Annotated in this window: 19 protein-coding genes; 11 read left to right on the top strand and 8 right to left on the bottom strand. The window is 60.5% G+C overall.

All coding sequences use genetic code 11. The features are described 5' to 3' along the window. Positions 1–21: 21 nt before the first annotated feature. Entirely contained in the window at positions 22–1995 is a 1974-nt protein-coding gene (locus QM647_RS00685; RefSeq protein WP_414993544.1) for an alpha/beta hydrolase family protein, read from the bottom strand. An 88-nt stretch (positions 1996–2083) separates the two neighbouring features. Then, entirely contained in the window at positions 2084–2944 is an 861-nt protein-coding gene (gene miaA, locus QM647_RS00680) for a tRNA (adenosine(37)-N6)-dimethylallyltransferase MiaA (protein WP_414993543.1), read from the bottom strand. A 72-nt stretch (positions 2945–3016) separates the two neighbouring features. On the opposite strand from miaA, the gene QM647_RS00675 reads away from it, so the two are divergent. From QM647_RS00675 to QM647_RS00665, 3 genes are all read left to right on the top strand, one after another. Continuing rightward, a complete protein-coding gene (locus QM647_RS00675) occupies positions 3017–4129 on the top strand; it encodes an Mrp/NBP35 family ATP-binding protein (RefSeq protein ID WP_414993542.1) in 1113 nt (370 codons plus the stop codon). A gap of 73 nt (positions 4130–4202) precedes the next feature. Beyond that, the gene (locus QM647_RS00670) at positions 4203–5297 is read left to right on the top strand and encodes an NADH:flavin oxidoreductase (RefSeq protein ID WP_414993541.1); all 1095 of its coding nucleotides are present in this window, start codon (positions 4203–4205) and stop codon (positions 5295–5297) included. Between the two features lie 102 nt (positions 5298–5399). Continuing rightward, positions 5400–6653 (top strand): hypothetical protein, encoded by a 1254-nt coding sequence (locus QM647_RS00665; RefSeq protein ID WP_414993540.1) that lies wholly within the window; start codon positions 5400–5402, stop codon positions 6651–6653. A gap of 235 nt (positions 6654–6888) precedes the next feature. Here QM647_RS00665 and QM647_RS00660 read toward each other — a convergent pair whose 3' ends face one another. Together QM647_RS00660 and QM647_RS00655 are read right to left on the bottom strand one after the other, a co-directional pair. Beyond that, positions 6889–7419: a dihydrofolate reductase gene (locus tag QM647_RS00660; protein ID WP_414993539.1), complete on the bottom strand. Its 531-nt coding sequence runs from the start codon at positions 7417–7419 to the stop codon at positions 6889–6891. Further along, positions 7416–8222 (bottom strand): thymidylate synthase, encoded by an 807-nt coding sequence (locus tag QM647_RS00655; protein WP_414993538.1) that lies wholly within the window; start codon positions 8220–8222, stop codon positions 7416–7418. The genes QM647_RS00660 and QM647_RS00655 overlap by 4 nt, the downstream gene beginning before the upstream one ends. 53 nt (positions 8223–8275) lie before the next feature. Between QM647_RS00655 and ilvC the strand changes: the two genes are divergently transcribed. Continuing rightward, on the top strand, positions 8276–9277 hold the full coding sequence (gene ilvC, locus QM647_RS00650; RefSeq protein WP_414993537.1) for a ketol-acid reductoisomerase: 1002 nt from the start codon (positions 8276–8278) through the stop codon (positions 9275–9277). Further along, on the top strand, positions 9267–11135 hold the full coding sequence (locus QM647_RS00645) for an acyltransferase family protein (protein ID WP_414993536.1): 1869 nt from the start codon (positions 9267–9269) through the stop codon (positions 11133–11135). Before ilvC ends, QM647_RS00645 begins: the two co-directional genes overlap by 11 nt. Here QM647_RS00645 and QM647_RS00640 read toward each other — a convergent pair. After that, entirely contained in the window at positions 11101–11874 is a 774-nt protein-coding gene (locus QM647_RS00640; RefSeq protein WP_414993535.1) for a tRNA1(Val) (adenine(37)-N6)-methyltransferase, read from the bottom strand. The genes QM647_RS00645 and QM647_RS00640 overlap by 35 nt on opposite strands. Positions 11875–12027: 153 nt before the next feature. Here QM647_RS00640 and QM647_RS00635 point away from each other — a divergent pair, with 153 nt between their 5' ends. The 4 genes from QM647_RS00635 to QM647_RS00620 all read left to right on the top strand — a co-directional run bounded on the left by QM647_RS00635 (position 12028) and on the right by QM647_RS00620 (position 16882). After that, positions 12028–13062 (top strand): polyprenyl synthetase family protein, encoded by a 1035-nt coding sequence (locus QM647_RS00635; RefSeq protein ID WP_414993534.1) that lies wholly within the window; start codon positions 12028–12030, stop codon positions 13060–13062. Between the two features lie 9 nt (positions 13063–13071). Then, complete coding sequence (locus tag QM647_RS00630; RefSeq protein WP_414993533.1) at positions 13072–14271, top strand: acyltransferase family protein; 1200 nt, start codon at positions 13072–13074, stop codon at positions 14269–14271. A 30-nt stretch (positions 14272–14301) separates the two neighbouring features. Beyond that, positions 14302–15825 carry a helicase HerA-like domain-containing protein gene (locus tag QM647_RS00625; protein WP_414993532.1) on the top strand — a complete coding sequence of 508 codons (1524 nt, stop codon included), beginning with the start codon at positions 14302–14304 and terminating at the stop codon, positions 15823–15825. A 67-nt stretch (positions 15826–15892) separates the two neighbouring features. After that, positions 15893–16882 carry a hypothetical protein gene (locus QM647_RS00620; protein WP_414993531.1) on the top strand — a complete coding sequence of 330 codons (990 nt, stop codon included), beginning with the start codon at positions 15893–15895 and terminating at the stop codon, positions 16880–16882. A gap of 3 nt (positions 16883–16885) precedes the next feature. On the opposite strand, the gene QM647_RS00615 is transcribed toward QM647_RS00620, so the two are convergent. After that, positions 16886–17635, bottom strand: a complete 750-nt coding sequence (locus QM647_RS00615) for an SDR family oxidoreductase (RefSeq protein ID WP_414993530.1) — start codon at positions 17633–17635, stop codon at positions 16886–16888. 256 nt (positions 17636–17891) lie between these two features. On the opposite strand from QM647_RS00615, the gene QM647_RS00610 reads away from it, so the two are divergent. Beyond that, positions 17892–18365, top strand: a complete 474-nt coding sequence (locus QM647_RS00610) for an NUDIX domain-containing protein (protein WP_414994542.1) — start codon at positions 17892–17894, stop codon at positions 18363–18365. Positions 18366–18435: 70 nt separating this feature from the next. On the opposite strand, the gene QM647_RS00605 is transcribed toward QM647_RS00610, so the two are convergent. After that, complete coding sequence (locus tag QM647_RS00605) at positions 18436–19623, bottom strand: acyltransferase family protein (protein WP_414993529.1); 1188 nt, start codon at positions 19621–19623, stop codon at positions 18436–18438. A gap of 91 nt (positions 19624–19714) precedes the next feature. After that, positions 19715–20926 carry an XAC2610-related protein gene (locus QM647_RS00600; protein ID WP_414993528.1) on the bottom strand — a complete coding sequence of 404 codons (1212 nt, stop codon included), beginning with the start codon at positions 20924–20926 and terminating at the stop codon, positions 19715–19717. A gap of 128 nt (positions 20927–21054) precedes the next feature. Between QM647_RS00600 and uvrC the strand changes: the two genes are divergently transcribed. Then, positions 21055–22929 (top strand): excinuclease ABC subunit UvrC, encoded by a 1875-nt coding sequence (gene uvrC, locus QM647_RS00595; RefSeq protein ID WP_414994541.1) that lies wholly within the window; start codon positions 21055–21057, stop codon positions 22927–22929. The last annotated feature ends 4 nt before the right edge of the window (positions 22930–22933 follow it).

Raw genomic sequence — 22933 nt, 5'->3', positions numbered from 1 at the left:
AGCTTTCGGTTGTGCCTTCGCTCAGCCTGCCGGGTTGTGTTTATCCAGAAACGCCAGGGCGGCCTTCATCATTTCGATGCGGGCCGAGCCGACGGTTTCCCAGTGATCCTGGCCTTTGTAGGTGACGAATTCCACCGGCTTGCCAGCGCGTTTCAGGGCGCTTTCCATGCGGTGACTCTGGTCAATCGGCACCACGGTATCGTCCGTGCCGTGGATCAGCAGGATCGGGCAATAGGCCTTGCCAGCCTGCTTGGCGGGCGAGATCTCGTCATACAGCTTGGGATCGCCCAGGAACTGCTTGAAATAGAGCACGCTCGCGCTGCTGGTGCTGTCCGATTTTTCGGCAATGAAGGAAATGAAACTGGCCGGATCGGCGATGCCGGCGATGGATACGGCGCAGTTATAGACGCCGGGGTCGAGCGTGGCGCCGGCGAGGGCCGCATAGCCGCCATAGGAGGCCCCCAGTATGGCCACGCGTTTGGGATCGACAATGCCCTGCTTGACCAGATGGCGCACGCCATCCGACAGATCGGTCTGCATCTTGCGGCCGAATTCGCCATGAGCGGCTTCGACGAAGGCGCTGCCATAACCGGAGGAGCCGCGGAAATTGGGTTGCAGCACGGCATAACCGTGCGCCGCCAAGGCCTGGACCTGCCAGTCAAAGGCTATGTAATCGCGCGCCTGCGGGCCGCCGTGCGGCAGAACGATCAGCGGCAGATTTGTCTTCGGCTTGTTGGGCGGCAAGGTCAGATAGCCGTGGACTTCCAGACCATCGGTCGCCTTGTAGGTCAGGCTGGTCTTTTCACTGATCCATTCGGCGGGCAGGTCTTCGTAGTTGCTCGCTATGGCGACCAGATCGCCTTTTGTCAGATCGGCATAGTAATAGGTGCCGGCATCCTGGGCGTCCTCACCATAGAGGATCATCAGGCGCGGATCGTCGGCGAAATCGGCGATGGCGACGCGGTAATCGTCGCCCATCATGACCCTTACGCCGTCGACGATTTTCTTCAGCAAGGGATCGGTATATTGATAGGTGATCCAGTCGTCATTATGCGAGAATCCGGCGAAACGGTGTGTGGTCGGATGATAGAGCGGTGTTGAACTGATGTAGTCACCGGTATCCAGGGCGGGGCCCATGACGCCGCCAGCGGTAATCTCGTGATATTCGCCCTTGTTGTCTCCCTTGTTGAAATAGATGATCACCGACTCGCCATCGTGGCCAATGCCTTCAAGGTCCGGGTAATCCAGGGCCTCTTTCATCTGGTAGATGACTTTGAAGATCGGCATCTTTCCGCGTGGAGAGGTGTTATAATACAGCTTCCACGTATTGCGGTCGTCATCGAATTCGGAATAGGCGACGACATAGCCATCCGGCGCAATAACGAAGCCTTCCGTATCCTTGGAGGTCTCGCAAACAATATGACCGCGGGACGTATCGAGGTTAAAACGGAACAGGCAGTAGCTGTATCCCCCGCTCATTCGGTAATTTGCAACCATCAGACAGGCCTGGCCATCAATGGTGACGCGACGAACCGGACCCATGACGATATTGTAGAACTCGTCCTCCCTTTCGAAAAGGGTCTGCATTTTCAGGGTTTTCAGGTTGAGCACGTGGGCCAGGCTCATTTCCTGCTTGCGGCCGGTGAACTGGGGCAGGGAGGTGGTCTGGGAGTTGACGACCACCACATGGTCATCGTCCGCCCAAAACATATTGCGGATCTTGGTTGTGCCGAGTCCCCAGCTTTTTGTATCCTCCGAGCCGATATCGAACCACATCAGTATTTTGTTGTCGCCCTTCTGACTGACCATGGCCACGCGCTTGCCATTGGGCGACAGGGCGATCTGATCGACCATCGGCGAGGCGGCGTAGGTCTCGACCGGTGGTACGGGCGGTATGGCGGTATCATCAGCCCTGGCCATAAGCGGCAGGGCGCCAAGCGTGGCGGAAGCGGCGGTCAGGCGCATCAGGGCGCGGCGATTAATCAGGATTGTCATGAAGTCCCCCCACAGGTCCCCTATAGTCTGTGGCGAGATTATGACTTTCATTGCCGGCGTGCAAGCGCCTTTGATGCAATTTCTCCGGTTATTTGAACTGGTTACGGAACCAGGTCGACTGCCGCTTGGCGTAGTTGCGCGTCTTTTGCCGGGCCAGGGCGAGGGCGTCCTCCAGCGAGGTTTCGCCCTGCAGGTAGCTCACGAACTCGATCAGACCCAGCACGCGCATGATCGGCCAGTCATCGACTAACCCCTTATCCATCAGGGCGCGGACCTCATCGAGCGCGCCCTGATCGAGCATCACCTGCAGGCGGCGGTCACAGCGTTCGTAAAGCCAGGCGCGGTCCGGATGCAGGATATCGAGCGTATAGCTGTTCGCCGCCAGTTCCGGCACGGTGCGGTTCTGCCAGTCGGTCAGGGAACGGCCGGTCTGCAGCCACACCTCCCAGGCGCGGGAAAGACGCTGCTGGTCATTGGGCATGATCCGCGCCTCGGCTTGCGGATCGTGCTGTTTCAGCCGTGCGCGCAGGTTTGCCTCGCCCATCTCGTCATAGGCCGCCCGGGCTTCCTGGCGCACGGCCTCATCGATGTCGGGGATTTCCGCCAGTCCGTAAACCAGGGCATTGAAGTAGAGGCCTGTGCCGCCAACGATGCACAGGGGCGGCCCCCCCTCAAGGGCTTCGGTGATAAAGGGGCGGGCGGCGCGCAGCCAGTCGCCGGTCGACCACAGGGTCTGGCCATCGAGATGACCGTAAAGCCGGTGCGGTGCGCGCGTCCTCTCGGCAGCATCCGGCCGCGCTGTCAGGATCGGCACGTCTGCATAGAGCTGCATGGAATCTGCATTGAGGATCGTGCCGCCTGTCTGCGCCGCCCATTCCAGCGCCTTTGCGGTCTTGCCCGAGGCGGTCGGGCCGGCCAGCAGATAGAGAGGGCGGTGGTTGCGGGACATTTTGGACTTTAAACGCCGGGATGAAGGGCCTATGTGGGGGGCGATTTCTATAGTGTAGACGAAAGATAGTCCATGGCCCACCCTGACCGCGAAACCGTACTGGCCGCGCTGAATACCGTCATCGATCCGGTGAGCGGGCAGGGCCTGTCCGATGCCGGCCTGGTGCGCGCCCTGATCGTCTCGCCCGAGCGTGTCGGCTTCATGCTGGAAGTGCCGCAGGAACGCGTGACGCAGTATGGCCCGGTCCGCCTGGCGTCGGAAAAGCTGCTGACCGGCCTGGCGGGCGTGAAAAAGGCCCAGGTGGTGTTGACCGCCGAACTGGCGCCCAATCCGCCGACGCAGAAGCAACCTTCCGCCAAGCTATCCGAGCGCGCCGTCGAGGACAGCCGGCCCAAGGCGCCGGTGGCCAGCGTACGCCCCAACCATGTGAAGAAGGTGATTGTGGTCGGCTCGGGCAAGGGTGGGGTCGGCAAGTCGACCGTGTCGCTTGGCCTCGCCATCGGCCTGTCGCAGCTCGGCCTGCGGGTCGGCTATCTCGATGCCGATATCTACGGCCCTTCGGCGCCGGTAATGCTGGGCCTGCGCACGCCGCCGGAATTCGGCGCCGACAAGCTGATGGTGCCGCCGGAAGTCTTCGGCCTGAAGGTCAATTCGGTCGGTTTCCTGGTCGATCCCGATCAGGCCATGATCTGGCGCGGGCCGATGGCCTCTCAAGCCCTGACGCAGCTCCTGACCCAGAGCCGCTGGGGCACGGCGGAAGATCCTCTCGACGTGCTGGTGGTCGATTTGCCGCCGGGCACGGGTGATGTGCAGCTGACCTTGACCCAGAAAACGCTGATCGATGGCGCGGTGGTGGTTTCCACTCCGCAGGAAATGGCCCTGGCCGATGCGCGCCGCGCCGTGACCCTGTTCGGCAAGACGGCCATTCCGGTGTTGGGGGTGGTGGAAAACATGGCCTATATCGTGGCGCCCGATGGCTCGGAAATGGAGATATTCGGCCGGGGCGGGGCCATGCAGATGGCCGATGCCGTCAAGGTGCCGTTCCTCGGCGAAGTGCCGCTCGATCCGGCCATGCGCAAGGGCTGCGACGAAGGCCGTCCGGTCACGGCGCTTGAGCCGGATACCGCGCTTGCCAGCCGTTTCAAGGTGATGGCGCAGAAGGTGCTGGACGGGTTGCAAAAATAGCATCCCTTCATCTTGCACCGCAACATACCGTAACCATATCAGCGACTGATGCACTTTCATCGGGAGCCGCCATATGTCGCACGATACCCTGTTTTCGCCCTTCACGCTGAAAAACCTGACCCTGCAAAACCGTGTGGTCATGGCGCCGATGACGCGGAACTTCTCGCCAGGCGGGGTGCCCAATCAGGCCGTGGCAGACTATTACGAGCGCCGCGCCGAAAACAATGTCGGGCTGATCCTGACCGAAGGCACGGTGATCGAGCGTCCGGCCTCCAAGAACGAGGCCAATATCCCCAATATTTACGGCGAAGCGCTCGATGGCTGGGCGAAGGTGGTCGCGGCCGTCCATGCGAAGGGCGGCAAGATCGCCCCGCAGATCTGGCACACCGGCGCCGCCCTGGGCAATAATCCCGATTATCGCCCGACACCGATGGATTCCCCTTCGGGCCTGGGCCTCGATGGCGCGGAAATCGGCGAAGCCATGAGCGAGGCTGATATCGCCGACACCATCGCCGCTTTCGGACGGGCTTCGGGCGACGCCAAGCGCATCGGATTTGACGCCATCGAACTGCATGGCGCGCACGGCTACCTGATCGATGAGTTCTTCTGGGACGGCACCAATAAGCGCAGCGACAAATGGGGCGGCGCCACCATTGGCGAACGCACGCGCTTCGCGGTCGAGGTCGTCAAGGCGGCGCGGGCTGCCGTCGGGCCGGATTTCCCGGTTATCCTGCGCCTGTCGCAATTCAAGCCGGGCGCCTATGACAACAAGATCGCGAAAACCCCTCAGGAACTGGAAGCCTGGCTGACGCCGCTGCTCGATGCCGGCGTCGATATTCTGCACTGCTCGCAGCGCCGGTTCTGGGAGCCGGAATTTGCCGATTCCGATCTGAACTTTGCCGGCTGGGCCAAAAAGATCACTGGCGCGCCGACGATCACGGTCGGTTCGGTCGGGCTGTCGGGTGAGTTCATTGCCGGCTTCGGTGGTGAGACCTCGCATGCCGTGCCGATCGATGAACTGCTGAAGCGGCTCGATCGCGGCGATTTCGACCTGGTGGCCGTGGGCCGCGCCCTGCTGGCCGATCCGGAATGGGTGGAAAAGATCCGCTCCGGCCGCGGCACTGAGGCTCGCGGCTTCGAACGCGCCCTCCTGGGGTCGCTCGTCTAACGGCGTTCTTTCGCATTGCCAGCCGCGCCGATCCATCGTATCAGATTTGAAATAATTCTCTGAAATCGCGAATGGGAACTGCCGATCGGCGCGGAGGTGGCTATGCGTTCAGTAAGGCTTCAGTCTGTTCTATGCGTAATCGCGGGCGCGGGTCTTGTACTCACGCCGGTCAGGGCGGCCGCCCCGGTCAAGCAGGTCGTCACCGGTCCGGTGGCGCGATACTGGGTGGATACGGCGACCTCAAGTGGCATGAACCTGGGCGGTGGCAAGCCCTCCATGAGTTCGATCATGGGCATGATGGGCGGCGGCGATAATGTCCATCATGGCCTGTACCTGCGTCTGGGCTCCAGCCAGGCGGCCAGCGGGCAGGCTGCGGCCGATCACCTGCCGCCAGCGGGCTTGAGCGCCGGCAATGACCTGCCGCTGCGCTATACGCCGGGCAAGGTCACCGACACCTATACACCCGGCGAAACGACGGAAAGCCATGAGCCGCCAAAAGGCAAGATCCTGATCTTTTGGGGTTGCGGCGCACATGCGCCGGCCGGCCAACCGCTGGTGATCGACCTGGCGAAGATCACCGATCCGGCGCAACGCCAGACTATGGCACTGTCCATGTTCAAGCCCGTCCCTCTCGATGTCGTGCATCCGCCTTCGCCTTCCAGCGCCAAAACATATGGCGAATGGCCGAACAGCCAGAGCACGAAAGACGTCAAGGGCTCGCTCGCCGGCGCCCATACGGTGAAGGGTAATTACAGCCCGCAGATCGATTTCACCCTGTCGCAGGCACAGGACTTCATGGACCCGATCGACGTGACCGGTAATACGACCGACGCCAGCGGCGCCACGCGCCTGACCTGGGCCGCCATTCCCGGCGCGAAAGGCATTGTCGCCACGGCCGTGGGCGGCGGTCAGCAGAATGGTGAGACAGTGGCGGTGATGTGGACCTCGGCCCAGATTCAGACGGGCTGGATGGGGGCGGCGCCGGGGTATCTGACACCGAATGATATCGACCAGCTGCTGGCCAGCAAGGCGCTGCTGCCAGGCGAGGCGACCACCTGCACCGTGCCGGCTGAGGTAGGGCAGAACGTGCAGGGCGCGATCTATGGCATCACCGCCTATGGCGGAGAGACCAATTTCGTCTATCCGCCGCGTCCTGCCGATCCGAAGGTGCCGTGGAACATCGCCTGGGAGACCAAGGTGCGCTACCGGACCTCGACCGGCGGAATGCTGGGACAGGACATGGCCGGCATGATGGGCGCGCAGAAGGGCGATACCTCTCAGCCGCAGGACGGTAAAAAGAAGAAAAAGGGTTTTGGCCTCGGCGATATGATCAAGGCCGGCGCGGGGTTTCCGTAGGTTGGACTGTACAAACGTTCACTTCAGAGTGGGGATCGGATGATCGTAAGGTTTGACCACGAAAAACACGAAAAGCACGAACTTCGTCGTAATCACAAAAATCGTAAAGGTGACCGATCTCTTTTAAAGAGGGCCTTTGGCCATCCTTAAGAAGTGAATTCCAGTCTCGGATTTTGCCGATGATCAAGACGTTCGTGCTTTTCGTGTTTTTCGTGGTCAAACCTAAAACATGGTTTCAGCGCGAAGGCTTTATCCGATCATAAACCCTGAGCGTGAAATCGTGATCGTCGTTTTCGGTTTTCGAGAATGACTCTTCCGATGTTACCTGCCAGACGGCCGGATCAATAGCCGGGAAATGGGCGTCGCCTTCGACATCGGCATGGACATGGCTGACATAGAGCCGGTCGGCCTTGGGCAGGGTCTGTTCATAGACATTGGCCCCGCCGATGACACAGATTTCGTCGGCACCATCGTCGGCGGCGTGTTCGCGGGCGATATCGAGCGCTTCCATCAGGGTGGTGCAGATGATGCCGCCCTCGGCCTCCATCTTCGGATCGCGGCTGAGCACGAGATTCAGCCGGCCGGGCAGGGGCTTGCGTGGTAGCGATTCCCAGGTGGTCGAGCCCATGATGATCGGCTTGAACTGGGTGATTTCCTTGAAGCGCTTGAGGTCGGAGCGCAGGTGCCACGGCAAACCGCCATCACGCCCGATCACGCCGTTGTCGCTCATCGCAACGACGAGGGCCAGTCTCACTTTCAGGCTCATACCGCGACCTTGGCCTTCAGTGCGCCGTGGGATTCATAGTTTTCGATGGCGAAATCGGCATAGTCGAAGCCGAACAGGTCGGTCTTTGGCGCCATTACCAGCTTGGGGAAGTCGAACGGCGTGCGTTCCAGTTGGGTTTTCGCCTGTTCCATATGGTTGGTGTAGAGGTGGACGTCGCCGAAGCTATGGACGAAATCGCCGGCTTCCAGACCAACCGCCTGCGCCACCATATGGGTCAGCAGGGCATAGGAGGCGATATTGAACGGCACGCCTAAGAAGATATCCGCCGAGCGCTGGTAAAGCTGGCAGCTCAGTTTGCCATCCGCCACGAAGAACTGGAACAGGCAGTGGCAGGGCGGCAGGGCCATGTCGTCGACCTCGGCCGGGTTCCAGGCCGAAATCACATGGCGGCGCGAATAGGGATTGGTCTTGAGGTTCTCGACCAGGTTTTTCATCTGGTCGATGACGCGGCCATCGGGGGCCGCCCAACTGCGCCACTGCTTGCCATAGACCGGCCCTAGGTCGCCGTTCTCATCGGCCCATTCGTCCCAGATGGTGACGCCGTGATCGTGCAGGTATTTGACATTGGTATCGCCGCGCAGGAACCACAAAAGCTCGACCGCGATCGACTTGAAATGCACCTTCTTGGTGGTCAGGAGCGGGAAGCCCTTGGAGAGGTCGAAACGGATCTGCCGGCCGAAAAGCCCCAGCGTCCCGGTGCCGGTGCGGTCCGACCGCGCCACGCCGTTATCCATGATATCACGGACAAGATTGAGATACTGGTATTCGGGGTGATCAAACATGGATTATACCGGCCTTACGATTCTGCGCTGAGTATATAGAAGGGAAGCCCCCCATGCCACTGCCCGTTTATCATGACCGCGATTGTGATCTCTCCGTCATCCGGGTGCGCAAGGTGCTGGTGATCGGCTATGGCAGTCAGGGCCGCACCCAGGCGCTGAATGCCCGCGATTCCGGCGTGACGCAGATCAAGGTGGCGCTGAAGCCGGACTCGAAGACCCGCGCCAAGGCCGAGGCCGATGGTTTCGAGGTGGTGACGGTGGCCGAGGGCGTGCAATGGGCCGATGTGCTGATCATTCTCACCTCGGACGAGGCGCACCAGAAGCTGTTTGCCGAAGAGATAAATCCGCATCTGCGCGGCGGTCAGGCGCTAATATTCGCGCATGGGCTTTCCTGTAATTTCGGACTGGTGACGCCGCCGGCCGATGTCGATGTGCTGCTGGTCTCGCCCAAGGGGATCGGGCCGCGCATCCGCGATATCTATGTGGCGGGCGAGGGGGTGTTCTGCCTGTTCGCCGTGCAGCAGGATGCCACCGGGAATGCCAAAGCTCTCGGTCTGAGCTTTGCCGCGGCTCTGGGCTGCGGCCGCAAGGGTATTCTGGAAACCACCATGAAGGACGAGTGCGAGAGCGACCTTTTCGGAGAGCAGGTCGTGCTGTGCGGCGGCACGCGCAATCTGGTGACCGAGGGCTTCCAGACCCTGGTCGATGCCGGTTATCCGCCGGAGGTGGCGTGGTTCGAGACCTGCTATGAACTGAAGCTGGTGGTCGATCTGTTGTGGGAACTGGGCATGTCCGGTGGCTTTGAAAAGATCAGCAACACCGCGGAATACGGCGCCTATCTGACCGGCCCGCGCATTATCAATGCCGCCAGCAAACAGGCCATGCTGGATGTGCTGAAGGATGTCCAGTCAGGCGATTTTGTCCGCCAGCTGATGACGGACTATAACGCCGGCAGCCCGGACCTGTTGGGGCGCCGCGCTGCGTTGAAAGGCAACCGGCTGGACGCGACCAAGCGCTATCTCGACGGCGTGGCGAAGGCGGCGAATGACGCCTGACGCGCACATAAAACGCGCCGATATTCAGGGCTTGCGCGGCATCGCCGTGCTGGCGGTGGTGCTGTTTCATGTCAGCCATCAGGCCTTGCCGGGCGGGTTTGCCGGTGTCGATATTTTTTTCGTTATTTCGGGATACCTGATCACGCAGATTCTGCTGCGGGATATGGAGGCGCGGACCTTTCGCCTGCGCGATTTCTACCAGAGGCGCGTGCGGCGGTTGTTTCCGGCGCTGTTTACTGTGCTGGCGTTTACGCTGGTGGCCGGGCTGGCGATCCTGCCGCCGAAACTGCTGAGTGAGCTGGTCTACAGCCAGTTTTTCACCACGCTTTTTCTGTCCAACTTCGCCTTTGCCCGGCTGGCGGATTATTTCGATGCCTCCGCCAATCTGAAACCGCTGCTGCATACATGGTCGCTGGGCGTCGAGGAGCAGTTTTATCTTATTTTCCCCCTGCTTTTGCTGGGATTACGCCGGTTTGCGCGACGGTTTATGTGGCCCGTTCTGGCCGGACTGGCCTTGCTGTCCTTGATGGTGGCGCAGATGACAACGCGCCCGGAAGCGGCCTTTTACCTGCCGACGACGCGTGCCTTCGAACTGCTGATCGGGGCGTTGACCGTCTGGGCGCAAACACGCTTCACGCTTAGCGAAAAGACCCGGCGACTCCTATCCTTGCTGGGTGTCGCCATGCTGGCGGCCAGCCTGATCGGGCTGAATAATAGCCTGTCATTTCCCGGTCTGTGGGCCTTGCCGCCGTGTCTTGGCGCGGCACTTCTTCTGCTGACGACGAATGGCTGGGGCAATAAACTGATCAGTGCGCCACCGCTGGTCTGGACGGGCGATATTTCCTACTCGCTCTATCTCTGGCATTGGCCGCTACTGGTTTTTGCGCGGATCATCTTTGGCGAGGCGTGGTGGATCGCGTTAGCGGCGGTGATCGTTACCTTCGCTCTGTCGATCGTGTCGCGCCGTTATATCGAGCAGCCGTTTCTGGAAAAGCGCCCGCGCCGGTTATGGGGACTGGCGGGTGGCGCCATGGTCCTTTCAATTGTCAGTGCCTTGCTGGTCTTTGGCGCCAAGGGTTTGCCGCAGCGCTTCAATAGCGCCGAACAGGCCGCCTTTGCCGCCACCGACGATTACAGTCCGGACCGCAAGCGCTGCCATATCGCGCAGAATAGCCGCCGCGCCTATCGCGATACCTGTGTCCTCGGCGGGGCGGCGCCCTCGGTTGCCGTCTGGGGCGACAGCGAAGGCGTGGAACTGGCGAACGCGCTGGCGGATCAAGGCGTGGTCGTGCGCCAGACCACCGCCTCGGCCTGCCCGCCGAGCGTGGGCTTTACCATCGCCTATAACCGCGCCTGCCGCGATCATAATGCCGATATGTTGCTGCATCTGAAATCCGATCCGAATATCAGGACTGTGATCCTGGCGGTCAATTATCGCCGCTATGACGAAGAAAACAGCGCGGCCATGATGGGCGGGCTGGAACTGAGCGCGCTCGATCTGCAGGTGGCGGGCAAGCAGGTGGTGCTGCTTTATCCCGTGCCGGTCTATGACTTCGATCCGCCCTCACAGGTGGGGCTGGCTATGCGGCTTTCCGCGTTTCTGGGGCGCGATCCTTTGAGTGTTGGCATATCGCGCGCGCAGTTCGACCGTGAAAACGGTCAGACGATTGCCACGCTCGACACCTTCTCCCATAGCCACAATCTGGCGGTCCTGCGGCCATCTGATGCGCTGTGCGATGCGGTTCGCTGCCGGGTTTATGACCCGGCGGCTGGGGTACTCTACTTCAATGGCCAGCATCTGAGCATGACGGGCGCCAAGGTGATTACCAGGAAAGGTCTGCTTTCCCGCGCAGAATAGATTCGACCTCTGGCGTATGCTTGCGCTCGCCATCATCATGCAGCACTAGCGGCGGAAGCAGGCGCAGGGGCGCCTTGCCCAGCCTCTGGGCCCGCACCAACACGCGCTTTGACTCTTTGTCGGCAAAGGGCTGGATCGGGCGCACGACAAACGAGCCGCATTTCTTCGACAGACCACTCAGTATATCCGCCAACCGGTCGGCGCGATGGATGAAGACGATATGGCCCTGATCCACCACGGCGCTTTGCGCGAAATCGAGCCAGGCCTCCAGCCCGTCATCGGCGATCCAGGCCGCGCGCTTGGTGTCGTGCGGCGCGCGCAGGGTGTCGGGATCGTCGAAATAGGGGGGATTGGAGAAGACGAGGTCGAAGCGCTCCAGTTCAAAGGCCTTGAAGCCCTGGCCGATGTCGCCTTCGATGATCGTCACACCGGAAAGCGCATTCAGAGGAATATTTTCGCGGGCCAGTGCCGCATAGTCGGGCTCGCGCTCTATGCCGGTCAGGCTCAGGGCCGGGCAGCGCATTTTCAGCGACAGAAGGGCGCCGCCGACACCGCAACCCAGTTCGAGCGCGGTCTTCACCTTCGGCAGGCTGGCGCAGGCGGCGGCCAGCAGCGCGCCATCCATGCCGATACGATAACCCTTGCGGGGCTGCATCAATTTGACGCGGCCGTCCAGCAGATGGGTGGCGGTCGTTTTTATGTCGGATTGCAGGCTTATCTCTGCTAAGTTTCTGGTCATATTCCAGATCGTTTTCTGATCGTTTTTACGTCACAGTGGCGCAAACTGTCACAAGTGAAGTGACGAATTAAGTCACTAAATAGTATCGCGGCCCATTGCCTGCGCGGTCAAGGCGGTTTATGGCCTAAAGGTTAAAGTTCAGGAGTATCAGCTTTGGATTCGGCCAATATCGACACTGTGCGCCCCGCACCGGAGGCGGTTCCCACCACTGCCAGACCGGACGTGAAGGCCCTGGTCAGCCTGTGTGAGCCGGACATGGTCGATATCAATGCCCTGATCACCGAGCGCATGCAGTCGGAAGTGGCTGTGATTCCGGCACTGGCGGCGCATCTGATCGCGGCCGGCGGCAAGCGCCTGCGCCCGCTTTTATGCGTGGCGGCGGCCCGCCTGTGCAACACGAACAACAGCTATCACCACAACCTGTCGGCGGCGGTCGAATTCATCCATACGGCCACGCTGCTGCATGATGATGTGGTCGATTCCTCGCAGCTGCGTCGCGGCAAGGTGGCGGCCCACCTGATCTGGGGCGCGCCGTCTTCGGTTCTGGTCGGCGATTTCCTGTTTGCCCGCGCCTTCGAGTTGATGGTCGAAACCGGTTCCCTGCGGGCGCTGGATATCCTGTCAAAGGCCTCTGCGGTCATCACCCAGGGCGAGGTCCTGCAGCTGATGAAGGCCTTCGACCTCAACCTCAGCCAGGACGACTATATCGAGATCATTTCCTCGAAGACGGCGGCGCTCTTCGCTGCGGCTTCGGAAAGCGGGGCCGTCGCTTCCGGTGCTTCGGAAGAGAAGGTAAAGGCGCTTTGCGATTTCGGCATGAACCTGGGCCTCGCCTTCCAGATCCAGGATGATATCCTCGATTACCAGGGCTCGGCGGCCGATCTCGGCAAGAATGCCGGCGACGATTTCGCCGAAAGCAAGGTAACCCTGCCGCTGATCCTCGCCATGCGCGCCACCCCGAAGGAAGCGGCCTTCTGGGATCGTGCCATTGGCCAGCGCGAACAAAAAGAGGGTGATTTCCAGCACGCCCAGCGCCTGATGCTGTCTTCCGGGGCGCTCGGTGCGGCCCGCGACGTGGCGCGTGACTATGCCGAGAAGGCCCGGGTCTCCCTGCAGGTCTTCGAAGACGGCCCCTGGCGCCAGGCTTTGGAAAATCTCGCCATCTACAGCGTCGAACGTCAAACCTGATCTGATCCTTTGCCAGACACGCCCTCCCTGCACCCGCAAAAGGCCCGCTTTTACGAGCTGGATATCCTGCGCGGTGTGGCGGCCATTCTGGTGATAACGTTTCACTACAAGCACTTTTTCCTGATCAACATGGCCATCGGCTTCGATTATGCTGACATGCCATTTCAAGGGCTGCTGAAGCCTGTCTATCTCTACGGGCAACGGTTCGTGGAGCTGTTCTTTTCCATTTCAGGCTATGTATTTTTCTGGCTGTACAGTGAGGCGGTCGCCAGCCGTCGCACCAGCGCCGTCAGCTTTTTTGTTGCGCGTTTCGCACGCCTTTATCCCCTCTATTTTGTCACGTTTATCTGCGTGGCGATCATGCAGGGCATCTATGTATCTCTGTATGGAGTCGAGTATATTTACACCGGTAACACCCCGGTCAATTTCCTGCTCAATCTGTTCATGGTGCACCAATGGGTGCCGAGCGCGCCGCAATCCTTCAATGGGCCGTCATGGTCCATTTCGGTAGAGGTGTTCCTTTATCTGCTGTTCTTCCTGGTTTGCTATTTCCGTCAGAATCGTATGCTCGTGCTGACCGGGCTGTTCCTGCTCGGTGCCATATTCAAATACATCCATGTTATGGAGCCGAATGATTTTGCGCGCGGGATGCCGAGCTTCTTTTTGGGCGGTATCGTTTATTACGGTGTTCGCTACCTGTGTGAGCCTCAAAATATAAGATGGCGCCGAGGTGTGACCCTGACCCTTGCCATAGTGCTGCCGATCATATGGATCGTCAGTTACATGAATGGTCGGGTGGAGCCCCCGGCCGATCCATCCGCGAATCTCATCAATTATTTCCTGAATACCGAATCCTTCATCTATATCGTTCTGCCGTTGAGCGTGATGATGCTGGGGCTGATGCAGGATCGCTGGAAGACGAGGCTGCTGGACCGCGCGCATCTCCACAGGCTGTCATGGCTTGGGGACATCAGCTATTCGATCTATCTTCTGCACTTTCCGCTGCAACTGGCGCTCATGCTGGTCTTATCCAGGTGGCCGCTGGTCCAGCGCGTTCAATGGTTTGGCTCTCCCCTGGCATTTGTCGCCTTTATGGCGACGGTTATGGGGCTGGGCTGGCTTAGTCACCGTTATTTCGAAATGCCAACGCAGCGTTTTTTACGTGCCTGGCTGACACAACGGCTGGCGAAGGCTGAAGTCGTGAAGTAAGACTGTAACGTTTTCGGAAGGAGCAAGACCATGGCGGATTCTACAGGCGCTTTTGTTGGACAGGCCACCGCGCCGGAAATATTGCTCTACGGACGCGCCAATCGCCACGGTATCGTGGCGGGCGCCACCGGCACGGGCAAGACGATCACGCTCCAGATCCTGGCCCAGGCCTTTTCCGACGCCGGCGTGCCTGTCTTCGCCGCCGATATCAAGGGCGATCTGTCGGGCATTTCCCAGCCTGGTCAACCTAATGACAAGCTGCTGGAGCGCGCCAAGGGCATGGGGATCGATCTCCAGCCTGCCGCCGCCCCGGTCATCTTCTGGGACCTGTACGGCCAGAAGGGTCATCCGATCCGCGCCACTATTTCCGAGATGGGGCCGCTGCTGCTGGCGCGCCTGCTGGAGCTGAACGATGTGCAGGAAGGCGTGCTCAATATCGCTTTCGCCGTGGCGGATAAAGAGGGCCTGCTGCTGCTCGATCTCAATGATCTGCGCGCCATGCTCAACCATATTTCGGATAATGCTAAAGACCTGAGCCAGACCTACGGCCAGATCTCGCCGACCACCGTGGCGACCATCCTGCGCAACCTGCTGACCCTGGAAAACCAAGGGGCCGCCCATTTCTTCGGCGAACCGGCTCTGCGCCTCGAAGACCTGATGCGCACCAATATTTCCGGCAAGGGCTATGTCAACATCCTGGCCTCCGACCGGCTGATGCAGAACCCGAAGCTCTATTCGACCTTCCTGCTGTGGTTGATGTCGGAGCTGTTCGAGGAACTGCCGGAAGTCGGCGATCCCGAAAAGCCGCGTCTCGTCTTCTTCTTCGATGAGGCCCACCTGCTGTTCAATGAGGCCTCGCCCGCCCTGCTGCAAAAGATCGAACAGGTGGTGCGCCTGATCCGTTCCAAGGGCGTCGGCATCTATTTCATCACGCAAAACCCGGCTGATATTCCCGATACGGTGCTGGGTCAGCTTGGCAACCGTGTGCAGCACGCCCTGCGCGCCTATACGCCTTCCGAGCAGAAGGGCCTGAAGGCGGCGGCGGATTCCTTCCGCGAAAATCCGGCCTTCAAGACCATCGACGTGCTTCAGCAACTGGGCACCGGCGAAGCGCTGGTATCGCTGCTCGATCCCAAGGGCATCCCCAATATCTGCGACCGGGCGATGATCCGCCCACCGGCTTCGCGCATGGGACCGGCGACCGATCAGGAGCGTGCCGATATCATGGCCAAGTCGCCGGTGGCGGGGGTTTATGACACGGTGAAGGACCGCGAGTCGGCCTATGAAATCCTGAGCGCCAAGGTGGCCGCTGCAGCCGCATCGGCGCCGCCGGCGCCACCTTCCGCCGCTGAAAAGCAGGCGGCAGCCGCCGCAGCGGCGCAAGCCAAGGCTCAGGCCAAGGCCGATCTGGAAGCGCAGAAGGCAAAGGAAAAGGCCCAGCAGCAGACGATCAAGGCCGTGACCTCGGTGGCCGTGCCGATCATACGTTCCATTGGTATTGCGGTGATGGGCAGCCTGGTGCGCGGCATGATGGGGAACGCGAAGCGGCGGTAATCTCCGGTCTTTCATGGCTTGTTTATCGCAGGCCGGACCACTTCTATTTTGTAAATATGGGGGGGAAATGCGTATATGTGCAGCCGCTTTTATTGGCGCGGCTATGATGGTAGCAGGGTCGGCCTTTTCGGCTGAAACGTCAGCCAATAATGGTGCGAACTATCATGAACTGCCGTTGAATGTGCCTAATACCGGCAAGGTGATCCTTACGGTTCAGCAAAAGATTGATCAGGATGCGAATGGTTCAGCGAACCATGTCGATCTGACCTATACCTACGAAAACACTTACACGGCCAAGGATGAGACTTACCAGATTCATCCTGTCCTGCTGTCATCGAAGCTGAATAGCTTCAACGGTAATGTACCGCCGCCTGGTGTTGATACCTCCGCACTTACCGGCTCCATGCTTCTTATGAATGGCATAGGCTATACGGCGTCCACTGATTTTGGGCCAACCAGAATTGAAGACATGGCCGGGTTGAAAGCTAACTATCGAGCTTTTGTTACGAAAGTTGCGAGCCAGGACCCTGCGAATGCCAAGCAGGCGGATTTGCCAAAGCGTATGGATGAAGCTGTAGAAAAGGTTTTCGGCCTGATGACGCCGGAAAGCGCGGCTAATACATTTTTGCCGGAACTTGTCCTGTTGTCATGGCCCCACAATACAGGGCTGGTTCTTGGAGAGAAGGCTGTAACCAAGGCGCAGGAAACCGTGCCTTTAGGCGGTCTGGTCGATGTGAACATTAGCATGTCACTCATATCATGGGACGAGGAGAAGGATACCGCCATTATCACCTGGGACTCGGTTCCTGAGGCGGCGTCGTTGGCCGTCGCATTCAAAGAGGTGATTCCGAAGATCGTAGCTTACATGGGCGTTCAGGCCGATCAGTTGCCTGCCGACTCCAGTTTGATTCTTGAGCGTCATTGTCGATACACAATGGTGATTTCGTCAGGTCTGGCGCGCGAAGCCGAATGCACAACTCAAAAAGGCTTTATCATCGGTGGGGTAAAGCAACTGGAGACGCACAGCTACAACATGAGTGAAAAGCTGCAGAATTAGACCTTACAAATCGAACATATCCAATGTCCGCCAGTTCAGATGCTGGCCTGAGTCGACGCAGATCATCTGGCCGGTGACGCTGGGCGCGCTGAGCAGATAGATCACCGCCGCCGCCACCTCTTCCGGGGAGGTCGGCTTTTGCAGCAGGGTGGACCGCGCCTCGCGCTCGAAATCCTTTTCGCTCTGGTGGATCGAGCGCAGGGTCGGGCCGGGGCCTATGGCATTGACGCGGATATGGGGCGCCAGAGCCTGTGCCAGGGTGCGCGTGGCATGCCAAAGCCCGGCCTTGGAGAGGCTGTAACTGAAAAAGGGCGGGGAGGGTTTGAGCACACGCTGGTCGATCAGGTTGATGATCGAGGCGCCTTCAGGCAGATCGGGCTGTGCGGCAAAGGCCTGTGACAGCAGGATGGGCGCCAGCAGATTGGTGTCCATGTGCATTTGCCAGCTTTCGAGGGTCAGGCTGCGGGCGCGGTCATCGGCAAAGACGGAGGCATTGTTGACCAGCACATCGATGGGGCCGAGCGCCTCACGCGTCCGGCCGATCAGGTCGGCAACCTGCGCCACCTGGCTGAGATCGCCCTGCACGGCATGGGCCTTGACGCCCAGCGCTTCCAGTTCGCTGACAAGGGCCTGCGCGTCTTCGCGGGACTGACCGTAATGGACGCCGATATTATAGCCGGCTTTCGCCAGGGTGAGGGCGATGGCGCGGCCAATCCGTTTGGCGGCGCCGGTAACTAAGGCGGTCTTAGTCAATGCGGCCGAAATCGATGACGTTCATGATGGACATGAAGACGAGGAACGAGGCGAGGATGGCGATGGCGAGCATGACAGACTCCGCGAAAAATATCTTCAAGTGTTAGCTGCCGCGGGCGGATGTGACAAGAGTGTTTTGTGTCAAAGAAAATAGCCATTTTGCGCAATTCGATCACGCGCAAATGATCCGCATGCGATTTCAATCTTGTTACAATAACGCCATTCTCTAGCCTTATGGGGTCGTCAATTGAAGCAGATGGAAGACTGGAAGAGAGTTGTAGAACCCTATTCGCGGCCGCTGTTTTTCGCCTATTCACGGGCGACGCGCGGCAAGACCCTCGGCGTACGTGGCCTGGTGGTCAATCCGAAAGGGGAAGTGCTGCTGATCGAGCATACCTACCTGCACGGCTGGTGGCTGCCGGGTGGCGGAGTCGATGCCGGCGAGACGGCGCCCGATGCCGTGGCGCGCGAACTGCGCGAGGAGGCGGGCATCAATCCGCTGGAAATGCCGAAACTCCTGTCCGTGCACAGCAATGAACGCTTCTTCCCGGGCGATCATGTCCTGCTGTTCCGCGTCGATACCTTCGAAGAAGTGCCGATGACCTCGCACGCCGAGATCAAGAATGTCGGCTTTTTCGCACCAGAGGCCCTGCCGGACGATATCAACGAAGGCTCGCTGCGCCGTATCCAGGAGGCTCTGTTAGGTTTTCCACCCGATCCTTTGTGGTAAGCCTGTCTCGCATCGTATCGGCGGTCTGCAACGCCCCGCCCTATAATGGCTTTTCCGGAGATTAAAGGCGTTATTCCGCCGGCGTGGTGGGGCGCGCCGCGACTGAGCGCAGATAATCGGTCAGTTTCGTATAGTTGGCACGGCTGAAGACCGGGGAATGATTTTCCAGTGTCTTGATCAGGTTGCGCGCCCAGACACGCGACGGTTTCTCATAATAGTAGTGCGCCAGGGCCGCGAGGCCGAGCGAAGCGGCAACCGAGACGAAAACCCAGGTCATTTTCGACAGGCCCATATCCAGGCCCCAGGCGGGTAGCGACTTGAAGATGATCTTCTGCACCAGGTCATGCACCAGATAGAGGGCGAAGGACACCAGGCCCAGCCAGTAGACGATGCGATTTTGTAGCAGGCGGGCAATCAGACCTTCATCGTGGCTCAGGCTCATGATCAGGCCGGCGAAGACAGCGACCAGCCAGACATCGTTCGCCCGGTAGCACAGCAGGTAAAGGGCGAGCGGCAGGAAAAGCCCGGCGGCGCGTGAGGGTATCAGGTCCTTGAAGCGGAAGGCGACGAGGCCGATGTAGAAACCGGCGAGGCAGCGCAGGGTGGTGCCGGGGGCGTAGGAATGGACGACATCCAGCTTGCCGATGCCCTTATAGGCGTGGTGGGTCATCCATTGTGGGCCATAGGCGACGGCGATCAGGATGCCGAAGGCGGCCACAACGCCCAGCAGGGCATAGCGGCGCGGCAGCCACAGGGCCAGGATGATGCTGACCGGAAACAGCAGGTAGGCCGCCCATTCGGTGCTGATCGACCACGAGGGGGGCACGATCGAATAGGCCAGCCCCCAGACATGGCTCATGGTAATGTTATAGGGCAGGGCGCGCAGCACATTGTCGTCAAAGCGATAGGTATGGCTCAGCACGGTGGTGATCATCACGGCGGTGATCACCGTCATCAGGATATAGAGCGGATAGATGCGCGCCAGGCGCAGCAGCAGGAATGTCTTGAAGTTCTTCAGGTCGAAACCGTTTTCGAACAGGCCGCCATAGGTCATGGCCATGACGAAGCCGCTCAGGATGAAGAACAGGTCCACCGCCATATAGCCGTGGCTGACAAAGGGACGCACCGCCATCGGGAAAGCGTGCAGGCCGTTGGCATGGAAGAAGACCACGTACAGGGCCGCAATGCCGCGCAGACCCGTCAGGGCGCGGATTTCACGCGATTTCGGCGCGGGCGTCGGTACGGCGGCAAGCGTCATGGGTACTCTGTGCGGCGGGCGATGCCCCCGTATAGGGGATTGCGGGTGAAACGCCAAATCACAATCACAGATGCGTGATGAAACATGGGGATCAGGCAGGGCCGGGATCTTCGGTTGAGCACAGATCCGGATCGGTCAGGAGGGCAGGCTGGATGCGGCCATTGTTCAGGAAGGGCACGACCGGGCAGTAGCGCGCCTCGCCGGCCATCTGCGTCTTTTGCCAGGTCACGGCCCTGGTATCGGCCAGAACCCATCCGTTGACCGTCTCCTTCCAGATATCGACGCGTGTGCGCTCCAGCATATCGGGCCCGATATCGCAGCCGGTGAGGTCGGCGGCCGTGGTCAGTCGCCCTTGCGGATCGCTGCGGATCGCGTCGGGATATGCGACATGGCCATCGGCATAGTCTGGCATGATGTAGCAGTAATAGTCCGTCTTCCCGACCCGGACAGGCAGGATATAGCTTTCGCCGCTGTCGGTCTGGCTCAGCTCGCCATTCTTCCACTCGTAGACATCTATGCCGTGATCGCAGCAACTGCCGCGCCAGAAATTCCATACTTTATGATGGGCGGCATCGAATTCCGGCGAGGTGATGTCCATCAGTGAGGTTGGCGCAGATACGAACCTGCCGGATGTCGGCTCATACAGCCACATATCGTAGGGGATGTTCGGGGCGGCCGGCAGGGTCTGGGCGATCATCAGATCGGGATGACCGTCGAAATTCATATCGACGATCTGCGGGGTGAAGATATCGCAGGTGCCCTGGGAGTCGGTCGGCAGGGCCTGAAACAGCTTGCCGTTCCGGTACAGGCGGATTTCGGAGACCGCCGGTGTGTCGGCGCAATCGTCGGCCGTGGGCAGGGCGCTGGCGACCACGTGGATATCGAAAGGAAAATCGTCCGCCGGCCGTGTCAGGGTGAGCGGCAACTGACGCTGGCCATCGGGCGAAGACCAGGTGCCGTTGGCCGCCTCCAGGTTCAGCGCCCAGGTGCCGGTTTTGGGGGCGCTATCGCCATCGCCCTGCGTTTCGGTCAGTTGCACCGTCTGTCCCTTGAGCGCGCCCCGCAACTGCAGGGCCTGTCGCGTTTCGGCGGTGCAGGGGACGTAGCAATAGCTACCGGTGATGCGATCGGCGATGCGGTCAAGCTGGACCTCCACCGTCTTGCGGCCCAGCGTGCCGGTATAGGTCCGCGACCAGACAGGGAATTCTACTCCTGCCGTTTTTGCGGCGACCCCTGTGCTTACAAGGGCGCACAGGATGAGGCACGGGTAAATCAGGCTCAAAAGGAACGGGCGCGGGGACATGAAACCTCAAGAAGACTTGACCAGCGGTCGGGTGATCCCATTTGTGGCGAAACGGCAATGCCGATAGAGTACGACGTGTGAACACCGATTCCCAGACTTCAGAAAATACCGATCCATCCGCCGAAATCGTGCTGGAGGGGCCTCAGGATGCGGCGCTGATCGGCGCCGCCCTGATCCGGCGTGAAGCCGCCCTGGCGCCGGACAAACCCGGCGTCTATCGCATGCTGGGCCATGATGGCGAGGTGCTCTATGTCGGCAAGGCCAAGTCGCTGAAGAAACGCGTGCTGCAGTATGCGCAAGGCCGTTTCCATACCCAGCGCATTGCCCGCATGGTGGCCCTGACCCACGAAATGGTCCTGCTTCGCACCGATACCGAGGGCGAGGCCCTGCTGCTCGAAGCGCGGCTGATCAAGGCGCTGAAGCCGCGCTATAATGTGCTGCTGCGTGACGACAAGATGTTCGCCGAGATCCTGGTGCGCAAGGATCACGAGGCGGCGCAGATCACCAAGCACCGCGGCGCCCACACCATTCCGGGCGACTATTACGGCCCCTTTGCCTCAACCCAGGCCGTCAACCGTACGCTCGATACCCTGCAGAAGGCCTTTCTGCTGCGCACCTGCACTGACAGCGTCTACGCCTCACGCACCCGGCCCTGCATGCTGCACCAGATCAAGCGTTGTTCGGCGCCCTGCACCGGCGTGATCAGCCTGGCCGATTACAGCGACCTGGCGCGGCAGGCGCACGATTTCCTTAAGGGCAAGAGCCGCACGGTGATCGAGCGCCTGTCGGAGGAGATGATGGCGGCCTCCGACGAGATGGATTTCGAGCGCGCCGCCCATCTGCGCGACCGGGTGCGGGCGCTGAACCATGTGTCGCTGTCGTCCTCGGTCGATCTGCGCGAAGAAGAGGCCGATGTCTTCGCCGTCTTCAACGAAGGCGGGGCGGCGTGCGTCCAGACGGTGTTTTATCGCGCCGGCCAGAACTGGGGCGACCGGGCCTATTTCCCGCGCGTCGATCAGGAAGACGATGCCGGCGCCATTCTCGATGCCTTCCTCGGGCAGTTCTACCAGGACCGGCCGGTGCCGCGCCTGATCCTGGTCTCGCACGATCTGCACGAAGCCGAGCTGATGATGGAGGCGCTGTCGCTCAAGGCTGAGCGAAGGGTACAGGTGGTGCGGCCCCAGCGCGGCGACAAGTTCGAGGTCGTTCAGCATGCGCTTAACAATGCCCGCGCCGCGCTCGGCCGCCGTCTGGCGGAAAGCAGCGCGCAATCGAAGCTGCTGCAGGGCGTGTGCGAGGCCTTCGGGCTGGACGCGCCGCCCTCGCGCATCGAGGTCTATGATAATTCGCACCTCGGCGGCACCCATGCGGTGGGCGGCATGGTGGTGGCCGGGCCCGATGGCTTCCTGAAAGGCCAGTACCGCAAGTTCACCATCCGCGATCTCGATACCAAGCCGGGCGACGACTATGCCATGATGGCGGAGGTCTTTCGGCGTCGCTTCATGCGTCTGATCCGGGAAAAAGACCTGCCTGAAGGGGAGAAGAACTTTGGCCGCCCCGACCTCGTTCTGGTGGACGGCGGGCAGGGGCAGCTCGATGCGGTGCTGACCGTCATGAAGGAACTGGGGCTGGAGGACATTCCGATCGTCGGCGTGGCCAAGGGACCGGATCGCGACGCCGGCATGGAGCGCTTCTTCATGCCCGGCCGTCTGCCCTTCATGATGGAGCCGAAATCGCCGGTGCTCTACTATCTCCAGCGCCTGCGCGACGAGGCCCACCGCTACGCTATCGGCGCCAACCGCCAGAAGCGCGATGCGGCCATCACCAAAAATCCGCTCGATGAGATCGAGGGCATCGGCCCGCGCAAGAAGCGTGCCCTGCTGGCGGCCTTCGGTTCAGGGCGTGAGGTCGGCCGCGCCACGGTCGATGAACTGATGAAGATCGAAGGCATCAGCGCGGCCCTGGCGCAGAAGATTCATGACTTTTTCCATGGCGGTGGCTAGGCAG

It is taken from the genome of Asticcacaulis sp. (assembly GCF_047605585.1).
GTDB lineage: Bacteria > Pseudomonadota > Alphaproteobacteria > Caulobacterales > Caulobacteraceae > Asticcacaulis.
The sequence above is the reverse complement of the archived record's forward strand: the minus strand, read 5'-3'. Positions and strand labels throughout refer to the sequence as shown.